The 14399-nt window shown below is 52.0% G+C and carries 13 protein-coding genes and 2 pseudogenes; 6 read left to right on the forward strand and 9 right to left on the reverse strand.

Going from position 1 to position 14399, the window contains the following annotated elements:
• Positions 1-120 precede the first annotated feature (120 nt).
• The 4 genes and pseudogenes from BXA07_RS28970 to BXA07_RS31520 form a co-directional block, all read left to right on the forward strand.
• The gene (locus BXA07_RS28970) at positions 121-1275 is read left to right on the forward strand and encodes a DUF3800 domain-containing protein (protein WP_076573151.1); all 1155 of its coding nucleotides are present in this window, start codon (positions 121-123) and stop codon (positions 1273-1275) included.
• Between the two features lie 675 nt (positions 1276-1950).
• Positions 1951-2787, forward strand: coding sequence for a hypothetical protein (locus tag BXA07_RS28975; protein WP_076573152.1), 837 nt, complete (start codon positions 1951-1953; stop codon positions 2785-2787).
• Positions 2784-5027: a UvrD-helicase domain-containing protein gene (locus BXA07_RS28980; protein ID WP_139335852.1), complete on the forward strand. Its 2244-nt coding sequence runs from the start codon at positions 2784-2786 to the stop codon at positions 5025-5027. The genes BXA07_RS28975 and BXA07_RS28980 overlap by 4 nt, the downstream gene beginning before the upstream one ends.
• 254 nt (positions 5028-5281) lie before the next feature.
• A pseudogene (locus tag BXA07_RS31520) lies at positions 5282-5515 on the forward strand (ATP-binding protein); the annotation flags it as partial.
• Between the two features lie 5 nt (positions 5516-5520).
• Here the strand turns inward: BXA07_RS31520 and BXA07_RS30660 are convergent.
• From BXA07_RS30660 to BXA07_RS31525, 3 genes and pseudogenes are all read right to left on the reverse strand, one after another.
• Positions 5521-5679 (reverse strand): annotated as a pseudogene (locus BXA07_RS30660) (transposase); the annotation flags it as partial.
• 625 nt (positions 5680-6304) lie between these two features.
• A complete protein-coding gene (locus BXA07_RS30665) occupies positions 6305-7135 on the reverse strand; it encodes a hypothetical protein (protein ID WP_139335853.1) in 831 nt (276 codons plus the stop codon).
• Between the two features lie 286 nt (positions 7136-7421).
• Positions 7422-7619 (reverse strand): hypothetical protein, encoded by a 198-nt coding sequence (locus BXA07_RS31525; RefSeq protein ID WP_244556448.1) that lies wholly within the window; start codon positions 7617-7619, stop codon positions 7422-7424.
• A 514-nt stretch (positions 7620-8133) separates the two neighbouring features.
• Here BXA07_RS31525 and BXA07_RS28995 point away from each other — a divergent pair.
• Both BXA07_RS28995 and BXA07_RS30670 read left to right on the forward strand, forming a co-directional pair.
• Positions 8134-9015, forward strand: coding sequence for a hypothetical protein (locus BXA07_RS28995; RefSeq protein WP_076573155.1), 882 nt, complete (start codon positions 8134-8136; stop codon positions 9013-9015).
• 81 nt (positions 9016-9096) lie between these two features.
• The gene (locus BXA07_RS30670) at positions 9097-10488 is read left to right on the forward strand and encodes a hypothetical protein (RefSeq protein WP_139335854.1); all 1392 of its coding nucleotides are present in this window, start codon (positions 9097-9099) and stop codon (positions 10486-10488) included.
• 15 nt (positions 10489-10503) lie between these two features.
• Here the strand turns inward: BXA07_RS30670 and BXA07_RS29005 are convergent, their stop codons facing one another.
• From BXA07_RS29005 to BXA07_RS31170, 6 genes are all read right to left on the reverse strand, one after another.
• Positions 10504-11037 (reverse strand): hypothetical protein, encoded by a 534-nt coding sequence (locus tag BXA07_RS29005; protein WP_076573157.1) that lies wholly within the window; start codon positions 11035-11037, stop codon positions 10504-10506.
• Positions 11038-11719: 682 nt separating this feature from the next.
• Complete coding sequence (locus tag BXA07_RS29010) at positions 11720-12118, reverse strand: hypothetical protein (protein WP_076573158.1); 399 nt, start codon at positions 12116-12118, stop codon at positions 11720-11722.
• Between the two features lie 140 nt (positions 12119-12258).
• Complete coding sequence (locus BXA07_RS30675; RefSeq protein WP_139335855.1) at positions 12259-12558, reverse strand: hypothetical protein; 300 nt, start codon at positions 12556-12558, stop codon at positions 12259-12261.
• A gap of 450 nt (positions 12559-13008) precedes the next feature.
• Complete coding sequence (locus tag BXA07_RS29015) at positions 13009-13314, reverse strand: cyclic-phosphate processing receiver domain-containing protein (protein WP_076573159.1); 306 nt, start codon at positions 13312-13314, stop codon at positions 13009-13011.
• A gap of 320 nt (positions 13315-13634) precedes the next feature.
• Positions 13635-13940, reverse strand: coding sequence for a cyclic-phosphate processing receiver domain-containing protein (locus BXA07_RS29020; RefSeq protein ID WP_076573160.1), 306 nt, complete (start codon positions 13938-13940; stop codon positions 13635-13637).
• Between the two features lie 249 nt (positions 13941-14189).
• Positions 14190-14399: hypothetical protein (locus tag BXA07_RS31170; protein ID WP_212592395.1), on the reverse strand; the 210-nt coding region annotated here is incomplete at its 5' end.

Genomic DNA, 14399 nt, shown 5'->3' on the forward strand with positions numbered 1-14399 from the left:
AGTGAAAGATCAGATTGGAACAGTGTACGCAAAACCTGCCTGGCCTTGAAGAGTGGCCAACTACGCATAGGTACATGATCCCACGAATCTAAACACCTAGCGCCTGCTAAACAATACGCAATGAACAACGAGAAACACGAAGAATCCGCCATTGACGTAAGTTTCCTAAGAACTACTGAGCTCGATTTCATGCAGAACATCCACAAGCGGTACACGTTGTATTACGACGAGACCAACAACATCCGTCGTTTGACGCTCACGGACTGCGGGCTGAATCACGACGCTCTGGACTGTTTTGTCTTGGGCGGCATTGCATTGGAGCCGGGGGCCGTGCTTCCTGATATTGCGGCGCTCCGGGGACTGCTGCGGATTCAGGTGTCGGCGCCGGAAATGAAGCTTAAACACCTCGTGCAAGGGGATTACGCAGCTTGTCTTGATTCGAGAAAGGTTGAGCAATTCCTGACTTGGCTTCTCAAGGCACCGGTATACATCCATTACTCCAACTTTAGCATCTTGAACTGGTCCATCGTCGACTTGATTGACTCGCTTATTGTCTCAGAGCGCTTTCGGCATCTCGGATACGCGCACGATCTACTGAAAAACGAATTACATGCGCTCATTCGGCTCGACCCACTTGGCTACTTCCGTCTGCTCAAGACCTTCAACTACCCCAATGTAGCTATCGACCGTATAGAAGAGTTCGTGAATGCCGTTCGCGCCTTTTTGTTTCGCAACGGGTTCCTGTTCAGGAACACAGCGACGATGATGCTATGTGATTTGCTAAAGGATGCCGCCTGCGATACCACACTCGATTTTTTGGTCGGCAACGATTCGAATATTCTGGTGGACAGCTTCGACACGGTATTTCTCCATCGGCTGGCGACGTTCACGAGCGCCGTGCACGTGTTCGACGAGGAACCTCAGATCCGCATGAGCTTGGAAAAGGAGCGGATTGTCGTCGGCGACCAAACCGTCGCATACAGTTTTGCCAATTCGAGGGATGAGCCGGCTATCCAAGTGTCGGACGTCCTATGCGGAATTCTGGGAAAACACTTCAGTTATATGGAAAAGTGCAGCATCGAGCAACTGGAAGCTTGGAGTGCGGACCTTTCAGACCAGCAGCGCCGCAACGTCGCCTTACTGGCTGAGTTGACCGACAAGGCCGACGAAGAATGTCACGCCTTGATCTTCAACCAAGCCCCAAACGACAGTAAAGCCAAAAGCTTGTGGTTCCTGCACGGGATCGAGTTCCCAGACGATTACCGAGACAGCTGAGCGACGGGTAGACCTCTTCAATGCGCCAGCGCTGGTGGTACAGGGTGCCGAACTCGTAGGCAGGCCGGAAACACCGCTGGGTAGAGTAGATTGGTCATCAGTGCGCGCACCCTGCCGGTGCTGGCGACATGACTCACTAGGGGCAACGTTGGCGCCGTCGCCGGGGATTCGTAGTCGGCGGCGGCTAGCGTGACGATCCGTTCGTCATCGTCTGATCGCAGGAAGTCGCGCACTCACGCGAAGCCGGCGTTGCCGGCCTTTTCGACGTGCATGCAGAAGCCGACACTGCGTTTGTTGAGCGGGGCGGCCAACCAGCGCGATGGATAGCCTCCCGCGCGTTCATTAGGTGACAGGTGGCCAGTGGTTTTACTATACATACTCGCGGCTGTTCCACAACAAGCTGCCGAACGCTTAATATGTTCTAAAAGTTCTTGTTAAAAAAATACTTCCCCGTGTATAGTGTGCTGGCTGGCTACTTGTTCTGGGGTAAGATTTTTATCTTCCCCGCAATAGTGGCGTCGCGCGTATTGAGCATACTAATCTACTCGCGTGCAGGACTCACACGAACTCTTCTGTCCCTTTTCTCGCGTGCCACGATGTTGCGACGCGTGGTGGCCACTACATTGGAGCGAGCCGACGGCTTTGGGAGAAACTCCATGACAATGAGATAAACATATGCAAGAGACTCAGAGATCAGAAGCAGCTGGGAAGTTCCGTCAGGGAGATATCCTGAGATTCGAGGGGCTTGAGTCCAGCAGGACTTATAGCAGGGGAATTGTCATCAATGCCGATTGCGACCTGGAAAACGACAAGTTAGACGGTGTCATTGCTTATCTCCCGTTATATTCGTTCGAGGAGTACTTGGAGCATTTTTGGCTGCACAACTTTGTGCTTCAGTTTGAGAATAACTTGCTTAACTCGATCCTCAATCTGTGCGAACTTGATAGTGCGGATAGCAACAATAGGAAAGAGTTGCTCACCTGGCTTGATCAGAGCGGTGCGAGCGAAGTGTCAGACAAGCTCGTCGCGCAGTACCGATTAAAGCCCCGCGACGAAACTGTCCTGCGCGAGAAGCTTTTGCAGCTTGCGCACTGCCGCAGTCCAGTGGCGAGGTCGTTAAAAGCATTTCACGTGTTCTGCTCTTGGGATAGGCAGCCGACAGGATACGCGCTCAAGCAGCTTAATTCAGCTAAGACGGCGATGGGAGAAGACCATTTCTTTCTCAGCGAGGTGGTGGGTGAACAGGAGCTTGGTTTTGTAGTGCGCATGCGTAGGATTTACACCATCGATGCGCAGCGGTGTTTCGCTTTAGCATCCGAACAGCGTGCCAGAACGGATGGGCAAGGGATGTCGGCAGTCAGAATTGCCAAATTGACGGACTTATTCCAGTTCAAGGTTGCGCAAATGTTTGCGCTGCAATATTCGCGCATTGGCCTGCCCAACGAGTTTTTGAGCTTGAATGGTCTGGCGCTCGACGCGATCGCACATGATTTATCGAAAGGTTGCGTATGAAAGCTTTGGTGTTTAGTGTGTCCTCTTTGTTCATATTCTCACGGTTCTCGATTCCAAAAGAATGGTTTTCCAGTTTCGATTTGCCAGTGCTCGATGCGGGTTTAAAGCGCATTGTTGTCGACGACATCGTCTACATCATTGAAAACGTCTTGGAAAGCGATGAGGTTCCAATTGTAGTTATCAACTTAGGCGCGCCCAACGCCATTTTTTGCGAAGGGCGAGACAATACTCTCCTGCTAGAGCGAATCATCACCGTCGCGCGCTCGGCGTTTACTAATAGTGTGAAGATTCCCCCGACTTGGAGGCCATTCCGGGAAAACAGTCTACTGTCGATTAATGCGGCCACGCGGATCAAAGGGAGGGGCAGCCGTGTCAGTTTCGATTTTCGCCCAAATAATCTGGGCGACTTGTTTGCCTTTGCGTTCAGTGACGAAGCGGTGAATTTTTCAGAGCTGCCGGACCTTGCTTCATTGCATAGCCTAGCACGCGCCAGTTTCGTGGATGCGATCCTGGCGCCCGCAACGGCCAGTCCAGGTTCTGCGCGGTCGGGAATCGTCCTAGAGGAGCGTAGCGCCAAAGGCTATGTACAAGGAGCTACCCTGGAGCAGTGGTATAGCAGCAGACTGACGGTTAACCAGCAATCTTTCGTGGACAAGCCTCACGATGGCCCTGTGCGCCTGCGCGGCGTAGCAGGCACCGGGAAAACACTGTCATTGCTCATTAAAATACTGCGCGACGGCGCTAGGTTCGAAGCCTGCCATCAGCCAGTCAATCTTTGCTTTATCACGCATAGCTCAGCATCGGCTGATTTCGTGGCGTCCATGGGGGAGGGGCTCGATATACTTGGACTGCTGACGGGCCGCGGCGAGTTTTGTAAGATCGAAATTCGAACCTTGTACGACTTGGCATACGAGCATTTGCACTTCGAGCTCGATAATCTTCAGCCTTTGTCGCTCGATGGAAGAGAGGGGCGCCTGCTTCAGGCGGAGCTCATTCGCAGCGCCTTGATCGAGATGTCACGCTCCGCTATCCTGCAGGCACGATTCTCAGATCTTTCGCCCTCGTTGAAAACACGTTGGGACAGCATTGAGGAAGACCTCGATGACAATACCACTCTGGTTAGCGAACTCATGAATGAGTTTTCCAGCGTACTTGATGCGGAAAACATCCGCATCGGTGAGGAACGGGGCGAGCGTTATGCAAAAGCTACATTCAAGCGCGCGGCATGGTTGATGTCGCTTGACACAGAAATCGACCGGCGATTTGTGCTCGAAATACATCGTCGCTATCGCGCCAGTCTCAGTGATATGAATACCTTGAGTGTCGATCAAATGGTCGCCGATTTTAATACCTATCTGGATTCGAATCGGTGGGACCGCGTGCGCGACCGTAGCGGGTATGATGCCTTGTTCGTCGACGAGTTGCATTTGTTCACCGCCACAGAGAGGCAGACATTGCATCGGCTCATCAAGCGTGGCCTCGATGGTCGAGGGTTGGTCAAGCGTCCCCCTATTTTTATGGCCTACGACCTTAAGCAAAGCCCTCGTGATTCCTTTACACAAACCGAAGAGACTGGTAGCCAAATTTTTGCCGCGACCACCGGCTTGAGGAACTCCGAATTGATTGAATTGAACACAGTGTTCCGCTACACGCCGCAAATCACGGAGTTTTTGACCGACTTGGATGCGGCGTTCCCCGCAATCGATATCCCGGGTGAGTGGGAAGCGTACGCAGGGATGGCCAAGCTTGGCGCTGGGCCGCTTCCTGAGTTGCATGTCTTTAACGATGACAGGTCCTTGTTCGAGACCGTTTTTGATGAGGCATCGCGCTGTGCGCGTACCATTCAAGGAGGAGGGCGTAGGGTCGCTGTCTTGTGCTCGAGTGAGGCTATATTCGATCTCTATACGCAAATTTCCGCTGTGCGTTACGAAGGCAAGGTGCTCGCCATCACTAGCCGGGAACCAGCAACGGGGCTCCAGCATGCGGGAAAGCGCTTTATTTTCAGCATGCCAGAATACGTTGCAGGGCTCCAATTTGACACGGTTTTTCTGATCCATGCCGATGCAGCAGCTGCGCCTCCAAGTTCCTCAATTGGCGTCCGGCGCCGGTTCATCTCGAATATTTACCTCGGTTGCAGTCGGGCGGAGAAGATCTTAAAAATCAGCGCTTCGCTCGGACGGGGCGGCAAGACAGACGTGTTCGATATGGCGCTGGAGCGGCGCAGTTTGTTGGAAGTTTAGCGGACATCAGGGATGCACCATGCCAGCGGACAGGTCTAGCTAGCTGGCAGTCCGCCCCAACGGTTAATGGGGGAGGCATCGCACTTGGCGACGCAATGAGAGGCCAGGCAAACTCAGGTGTCATCGCGCTCTGCACCGAGGAAATCGCATGCAGACGATGGCTACCTAGTCTTAAACTGGAGGAGGCGCGGCTGGCAAATGCCAGCCGCTACGAGGGCCTGCGCAAAGCGCACTACAACGTCGTGGCGCCGACTATGTGTGGCATCAATGCCGAACTCAAGGACCTGCGTGTGCATAGCATGGCCAGTGCCTAGACCGATTTGGCGGCAAAGGGCGAAAGCATGGTTGCCTCGTCGAAGTGGCTGGTCGAACACCTGCTGCGGACCAAACATACCTATCGCGCCATGAGCTCGGTGAGCCACCAGATGAATGCCGCCAAGTTCCCTTTTCATCGCGACCTGGCTGGTTTTGACTTTGATGCATCTAACAACACCTAACAAAACCGCTGAATGTATCTCCAGCAGATGAGTATGCAGGCAAGCGAGAGAAACGCCTGGTGGATATCGGTTCGGCGTTCGTAGCGGAAGCGTAATCGGCGGAATCAGTGCAGCCAGCCCAGTGTACGTTCGACCACCCAGCGCCATTTACCCAGACGTTCGCGTGACCTGATGCATTAGCGGGCTAAGCGTGGAGCGATGCTACGGCTGCGCATCTAGGCACCATGGGCACGCTAAGCATATGCCTTGTCGGCATCCGTGGCAGCCTCGTGGTCGGATAGTCCCGACTCCTTAATTTCCTGGCGGATGTTCGGGGGAAGGGCAGGCTTGGGGATTAGTGCGTGAGCTCATGGGCTGAAGTTTATGCGATGTGCTGCAACCGGTGACACGATCTCTGTGGCAAAACGCCGATCAACTCGTCAAACACAGCTCTGGCGCGGAACAGGGCCATGCTGCGACGAGGAATATGATCGCACGAAACTAAACATCTAGTGAATTCGTGGCGATTTACTAATATATTCATTCAACAACTATGTGCGAAGCGTTAATGCGACGTACAGAGCAAACGACGTTACGCCGAAGAATGCTAAAAACAGTAGTGTAACCGCACCAAAACGATTTACCTCAAATGTTTTGACGAGATTGGAAATTGTAGCAATGATTCGGATAAGTGATGTTGTCATGGTGCTCTCCTTAAGTAGAGCCATTTTGCGCGCCACCGTCGGAAAATTAAAAGGAGGGAAAAATCCGTTTTGAGAGATAATCTTCCGGGTGTTTTTTCTATTTCTGAGCGACAAGTTTGCGTACAAGATCAATGTCGATGTCGATGTCGTCAAATATGACTGATACAGTAACCGCTACAACCTCATGCAAGGGTTGTCCGTAGCGGCTGCGTAAGTATTCAGAGAGTGCTCTAACAAAATAGTGCGCTGGCGCATTTTCGGATCGAGGCTTTAGCACTAATGGTCGATGCTCCGCGTACTCTTGCGCTTTCTCTGCAATGTCTTGGAGTAGAAGGTGGACGGGAGGAACTACTTCGGCAAGACAGAAATGAGCGTAGGAGATGTCATTTTTTTCGTCGATCGATGTCTCTGCTCCAAGCACATCTAGTAGCCACTCGACGTTAGCGTCTTTGATTAAACCGTTTATCGAATAGTAGTGAAATTCTTTAGACTTTCCGAGAAGACTTTGTAATTCAGCAGCATGCTCGAAGATTTTTTGGAAGTGCGCGCGACGTTCTTTTGCACTATGTTTAGGCTCTCCACGCCAGCCAACAATAGCACCGGAACACGCTGACCAAAAACATCTGTAATCTGACTCTGCTTTTTCCCTACGCTGCAGAATATTCCAAACTACCTTCATACGCAGATCAGTTAGAACCCGCTCTAAAAGCTGTAGTTCCTCGTCGCCTGGTAGAAAAAGTGAGCTGCGGTATACGCTCGCTCTGAAATCTTCGATAGCCTGCTCTGTGAGCCCAGAAAATTCTTCTCTTCGTAAGGTGTCGGAAACAATCTGATCCGGATCGCTAATCGAGTGCCTTTCGTGATAGGTTCTTGTGCGCTCTAGTTGCTCGATAAGAGATGAAGGAGCCCAATCAGGAAAGATAACCATGAGCGTTGGTGTCGTAAGGATAGGGGTGGTTAATATTTTTACTAGTTTATCAAAAATACCATACTTCAAAGAGATACGACATCTCGAGGTTAAGTTTAATTGTTGTTTAGAAAATAAGCTATTCAATTATGAGTGAAATAGCCCTTGATCTACCAAACAAAGCATATGAATTATTCTTGCAGGCAGGCATAAGACTGTGCATATGGGCAAACAATCGGCAGAGTGATGGTGAAGCAGGAGCATAGCCAGCTCTAGTTGTCCGCTCCCGCTTGACCATAAACGCGCCTCAAGAATAGGTCCGGCTTCGTTTTTTGCCATTCCTTGAGCGCCTAGATGGGTGTTTTTGCAGCGATGGTGCCCGTTGTGGAATGTGGTGGTTGTAAAGCTTTAAATAGTTGAGCATGGTCGTCTCCAGATCGACCCGGCTGTCGAGTCGGGTCTGCTGCAAGAGCTCGCTGTTACGGCCGTTGAATCGTTCGACCATGCCATTCGTTTGCGGATGCCGGGGCGGTGCAGGGCGGTGTTAGATGCTCATGCCGGCGCAGACTTTATTGAAGGCGTGCAGGCCACTGGCCTTCCCGTCTTTTGGTGTGAAGCGGTCGGTGAATTGGAACCGTTGTCAGTCAGCAGTTGATGATCCTGATCGCCGAGGCCAGCTTGAGCCGGTGCAGGAACCCGCTAAAGCTAAAATAGCTTTTGCCTGCGCGCAGGAGTAGCCGCTGCAGGATAGGGGGGATCGGCACGTCGACCGGATCTCGTCGTTGGATCGGACAGCTACGAGATCGCGCACCAGGAGTCTAGCAGTACAGCCTATCCGAGTGTGCGACGAATCGGCGAAGCTGTCGTGGGTCTTTGCGGGAAGTACGAACAATCTATGCTTGACTTACTGTTCGACTGGATGTCTTCTGGTACCCTTGCATATTCAGGTGAGCAGCATTTGATTGGGCTCCAAACGAGCGAACAAAAGGATTATTGAAAGTTGAGAGAATTCGAAACCTATGGACTTTTACCTTCAGCCAGCATTGCTTGCAGCGCCTCCTCCCATGGAGATTTCAGAAGCGGAGTATCTAAGTCTTCTTGACGCGCGTAAAGTGCTAAACGCAGCATTCTCTTTTGAAGAGAACTTTGATTTATTGGTGGGCAACTACATCGAAATCGAGAACTCCGCCTTATCCCTCACCACTGCGACAATGGCAAGGCAGCTTTATGAGTATGACGAAATGTTCGAGCTGACCTCAGAGATGAACCGGCGGGCAGTCAACTTCTTATGTACCGCAAGATTGTTTGTGGACCAAATTCGCCAGCGCATCAGAGCATGCGGCGGTGATAGCATTGCGATAAAAAAGCACCTCTGCGAAGCATACGACGCTGCGTTCGAGTACCGCTTCATGGAGGCATTGCGAAACCACGTGCAGCACTCGGGCTCCGCTATACATGGACTTTCGTTCGGCGGAAACTGGCAACCGCCTCGCGCGAGGGAAAGGCGAGTTTACTCACTAAGTGCATCGACTCATAAGCGACTCCTAGAACTCGACCCTAAATTCAAAGACTCTGTCCTGGAGGAGTGCCCGGACAAAGTCGACTTCATGCAGGCGATGCGCAGCTACGTCAGCGCACTTAGTACCATCCATGACTTCGCTCGTGCCAGCATTGGACCGAATACAAGCGCAGCTCGAGTTGCGTTCGAAGACGCAATAAAACGTTATGAGGACTTTTCTGCCACATCGTCTCTCGGACTTACGGCATATTCTTCAGTCAAATCAAATCAGGTGGATAAGGTCGCGATTTTTCTCAACTGGGACGACGTACGCATCAAGCTGTCGAAGCGAAATCATCCACTTAACAATCTCAGTAAAACCGTAATCTCTAGCGTTCCCTGAGCAAAAAACTGGTGAACTGTGGCCTGCCGCGCGCGAGCACTTTCGGTGGCCAACCATTCAATCAAGCGAAGCAAATCCATCGTGACCAAAACTTCGAACAAAAAAGAGCATTTGCTAAGCAACTTCCTGAGCCCTGGACCATTGGCAATACTGCGGTTAACAGAAGATGAGGTTGACGCACTATCAGCCTCTCGTAATGGTCTCAACGAGTTCACCTATGTTCTCCCACACAGTCTACTCGACTCAGTGCGCGCGCCATGTGCTTGCTTGATATTCGGGCGTGAGCCGGCTCCTCCTCGAGAAGGCCGCAGGACGAGACCGTTTGCGCGCCTGGCATTACTTCAGTCCTGTTCGGCTGTTGCGACGCTAGCGACCCGTCTGAAATTCGTCAGGAGCACGAAAGTTCAGCCGGCGTCCGAAACCGCACTGCTTCGACTTCTTGTAGAAGGGCGATATGCCAATAGCTACAAGTCTCGTATTTCCCAGAAGCTGCGGTTCGAGAAGCTGCCACCCAAATTAAGTGAATCAATATTGCAAGCGGTTGCAAGCGACGAGGCAAATCATTGGGCGTTACGAAGTGTAATGTTAGGGCTTCGCAAGCCAGTCGAGAATAGCATCGACGCGCAGGAGATAGACGCGTTGCAAATGGCTTTGCATGCATTCGGATTGGAAGCTGATGCACTTGCAACACAGTTAAGAGTCTCGAAACAGTCAGATTCTGTCCTGGCCAACCTGAGAATAATGGAGGACGCCGTCATTGAACATGACGCGAGAGTGGTTCCTGGCTATGAACTTCTGTCCAGCGACATCTCCGGGGTAGCTACATTTAGAAAAGGTGGACAAACACTTGAAGTCTACACTGCTAACCGCCGTCGACTTGAGGAAGCGTTTGGCGTAGACCTAATTTACTTAAATACGTTCCATGAAAATGCAGTTATGGTTCAGTACAAAATGCTTGAGCCGCATGGCGCTGACGAAGTAAAGGACTGGGTGTATCGCGAAGATAAACACTTGCAAAAGCAACTGGCAGCGATGGAAAAATTCGCGGCGCCAAATCAACGCTCTTCAGAATTCCGTCTCTGCTCAGATGCTTTTTACTTCAAGTTTGCGAGGCGCTATGGAGAAAAGTCAACCGGAAACGTCCTACTTCCTCTGCGTCATTTCAAACACCTGCTCCAAAACTCGAAATTTAGCGGAAGGGCCGGAAAGCTAAAAATCGGCTACCAGGCGCTGGAAGGAAACTATCTTCGCCAGTCCACTTTCTTCGGCCTACTGCAGTCCGGTTATATCGGTTCACACGCTGAAACCACGAAGCATCTCCGCGCCTTAATTGATGCCGTCCGAATGGTCGACAGTTCGCTGGTCGTCGCAGTTCAGCGGCCAACTACTGAAGAGGAAACTCAGTCTGACAGGGAAAAACAGCTTGAACGCCTCGACAACGAGCACGATGAATTTTTTAACGATACCCATTAGCCGCCAGACTGTTCTTTACGGTCCAAGCACTTTGGAAATCAAATTAGAAAGGGTTCCCGCTGTGACAGCACCGGAGAAATGCTCCGGTCGAAGTGCATCCAGAAGTTTATCAATCAGTGTTGGACCAGCGCCAATGCTGCCTTGAGAGAAGCTCCTGTTCAAATGCGTAAAGCCTTTCAGTGTTAACTGGTAGCGCCCTTGGTTCATTGTTCGGATAAATCCCTCCTCAACGAGGAAAACTACCGTTCCCTGGTAAACATCGACTACGCGGCGGCGCCTTTGCTCAAATTCCTTAAGCTGGGAGGTAGCAGCTTTTTGTTTCTCGCTTGCTCGAACTCTCATTTCAGGCGTCAGTTGTCCCGAGACTTCCAAAATTTCCACAAGGTCTGTAACACTTGAAAGCTCCCGCGAAACCCTCCAAAACTCATCGCGGCTTTCGACGCTTTCGATAATTTCTTTCTCTGGAAGAGCCTTCGCAATAGGAAAGCTCTCATACAGCTCGCCGAATATTTGAGACACAAATGTGGTAAAGAGGAGTGAATTTTCCATAGTTATATCAGCTTAAGTAACCTGATTTTTAGGTAATTGTGATTGGTATTCACAGCGGTGAAAATTCCGGTTGAGCGGAATGAATGCCATAGTGAGAGTCTTTGGTTTGCTTGAGCCAAAATTATACACTCTGGCAATGCAACCCTTTTCCCATGACGCAAACTCGTTGAGCTGGTAATCCCCCCATTTTAGATCGTGCTAAAAGTAGCGGTTAAGCGACCATGGCAAGCTTCTGTTTTGGCGTGACACCGTCAGGTGCCATGTCGCGTCAACCGTGATCGCAATTCCACCGCCAGCGCGCAAAGCCCCCGATCTGGCCGAGCTCACGAAGCAGAAGACGGGCTAGTTATCGTAGCCAACTGTGCCGCTATAGCGCGTACAAGCAGGCGCTCTGCTGGCCCGATCGGATAAACCATCCTTCGCCGGCAGTTATTGCTAGGGAAGGCCTGCTTTTGCTAGAGCGCGGTAGGAGTTTTTGCTGGGCAGGGGAGATAGATAGGCCAGACCCGATATCGTCGTTCGATCAGGCAGCTACGAGATCGCACACTAGGTGCCTAGCAGGACATCCAGGCTCCTAACCGGATCCACCGTTTTTTCATCTTTCAAGAACCAAGGATCAGGAGAGGCTGAGCTACTGGCAGCGGTTCAACGGCACCGTCCGCTACCGCCCCGAAGTGGTCCTTCAACTGCTGAGTAAAGACGTGATTTCTCGCCACCTGATACTGTGCGGGAGCTCGTTACCGTGCAAGAACGCGGTGAAATATTGAGTAACCAACGGAGCTGATAGCCATTCGTCGGCTCGAAGCCTTACCTGGCCGCCGCTGAAGGCGAGGATAGTACCATCTGGATGTATGCCGCTCGGCGTCTCAAGATACGCGCGGAAGTGCTTTCCATCAACTACAGTACGTTTTTCAAGTAGGCAGGTAAGGCCACCTCCTGCCACTTGAAGATAATTCCCAAGCTCATCGGTCAACGATGCAAAAGATGATGGGCCGTATGAGCGCAACTTCGCAATCTGTGAACTTACTTGAGCAGCTGTTGGGTCTTGTTTCGGCTGCTTTTTCTCGACTTCGAATAACACATCATGTCCTTGGAAAACTAGCTGATGAAAATGACTGCTTCTGGCCGAACCCGGCCGCTCGCCTCAACATATCAGATTGTCAAACGGAAAATTCCTTAGGCTCGCTCGACAGGCTGCATCCGCCCCGAAGCGGACGACTGTTACTTGTTAGCTTTCCGGTCCAAGACTTCACCCAGGGAAGTGTCCGGGAACTTACGCCAGTCTCGAGGTTCCGTACTCCGGACAAGATTTTCAACAGCAGCCATGGCGTCGCTGTTCTCAACACCAACTGCTGTCGCGAGAACGTGATTCTGCGCATGCCGCTCTGAACGGTTCGCTCGTGCTTTAGCTAGCGGGATGCCTTTGCGTGAGGCCTTGCTGTTTTCACCATACGTGTTGCGGCGGTCTTTCTCGTAGCTGAGGCACTTTTTCTCTTGAGGAGTTTTCGTTTGCACTGCCATCTATCTTTCCCTTTCACATCCATAACTGAAGGTCCGCTCTTGGCTGTGGACTCAATCGTTCAACGCAACACTTTAACTTAAATGCTTCGTTGCAGAGTGGAAATGATGCGAAAGAGAACCCGAATCGATGGAGCCGCGCCCCGCGAAACCCGGGATTGACGTTGAGGTTTAGCCACGGAAGCGTGCATGGAGAACTTCACCGAAGCTCAAGTAGCTTTTGCTAGTGAGTGGTAGGAGTCTCTGCAGGGCAGGGGAGATAGACCAAAACCCGATCTCGTCGTTGGATCAGGCAGCTACGGGATCGAACACCAGGAGCATGGCAGCGCACCCGGGCCCCTGACACGATTTATCAGTTTTTCGCCTTTCAAGAACCATTGATCAGGAGAGTCCGAGTGACCGATAGCGTTTTGCCCCAATGGCACCGTCCGCTTCCGCCGTCGTACCTGGCCGTTAACTGACTTTGTGTCCGGTGGCCAACCGGCGGATCGCCGCGATTCCTGCCTCCATCTTCTCACGTGCGGAGCTGTTGGCCGAATGAACGAAGATAATTGGAGGACTAAAACCGCGCAACGCGACCGCTTCCTCAATCCACAGAATGACGTCATAGCCGGTGCCGCGCTCGTCATCCCCAAGATCATGGTCAAGACTAATCTCGGCAACCTCGCCGGCGGCAAGTAGTGCTACTGCCTCGTCAGGCCAATATACTCGGGTCCAACCCTCCGGCGTATTTCGCTCATCATCGAGATAAACCTTCATTCCTTCGTTCCCTTGGATAATTTGATGAATATTTCTTCCCTTCCAATAATACCCTGTGCGAATGCTCCGAAGCTCGGACAACCTTTGGATTGAGCGCGGTAGGAGTCTCTGCAGGGCAGGGGAGATGCACGGGCCAGACCCGATCTCGTCGTTGGATCAGGCAGCTACGGGATCGCAGCCCTGGTGCCTGGCAGGACCCCCGGGCTCTAACACGATCCATCGTTTTTTCATCATCCCAAAACCATGGATCAGGTGAGCCTAAGCTACCGATGGCGTTTTGCCCCAATGGCACCGTCCGCTTCCGCCGTCGTACCTGGCCGTTAACTGACTTTGTGTCCGGTAGCCAACCGGCGGATCGCAGCGATTCCTGCCTCCATCTTCTCACGTGCGGAGCTGTTGGCCGAATGAACGAAGATAATTGGAGGACTAAAACCGCGCAACGCGACCGCTTCCTCGATCCACAGAATGACGTCATAGCCGGTGCCGCGCTCGTCATCCCCAAGATCATGGTCAAGACTAATCTCGGCAACCTCGCCGGCGGCAAGTAGTGCTACTGCCTCGTCAGGCCAATATACACGGGTCCAACCCTCCGGTGTACTTCGCTCATCATCGAGATAAACCTTCATTCCTTCGTTCCCTTGGATAATTTGATGAATATTTCTTCCCTTCCAATAATACCCTGTGCGAATGCTCCGAAGCTCGGACAACCTTTGGCTTGAGCGCGGTAGGAGTCTCTGCAGGGCAGGGGATAGCCAGGTCGGACCCGATCTCGTCGTTGGATCAGGCAGCTACGAGAACGCTCACCAGGCGCCTGGCAGAACCGGTGAGCGATCAAACACGTTGTTCGTGCGCGAAGGATCGTTTGCGCAACGTCCTTAACGTACTACTTTTTCCGCTTCCCCTGTTTGCCTCTCATTGCGCAGTGTCAACGTCGCCGCATTGCATCCAAGCAAGAATGGCCCTTGGTCGTTGCTGGGGGTATTCGGATGAGAACAGGCGATGCGTGGCGCGTGTGGTTCGATCTCAGACGTAAAGAGGATGAGCTGAAGTGGGGTGGCCACTTTGGTGGTTCTGGCCAGTCCTAC

Origin of the sequence: Janthinobacterium sp. TND4EL3 (assembly GCF_900156175.1) — a bacterium.
In the GTDB taxonomy this organism is placed as follows: domain Bacteria; phylum Pseudomonadota; class Gammaproteobacteria; order Burkholderiales; family Burkholderiaceae_D; genus Janthinobacterium.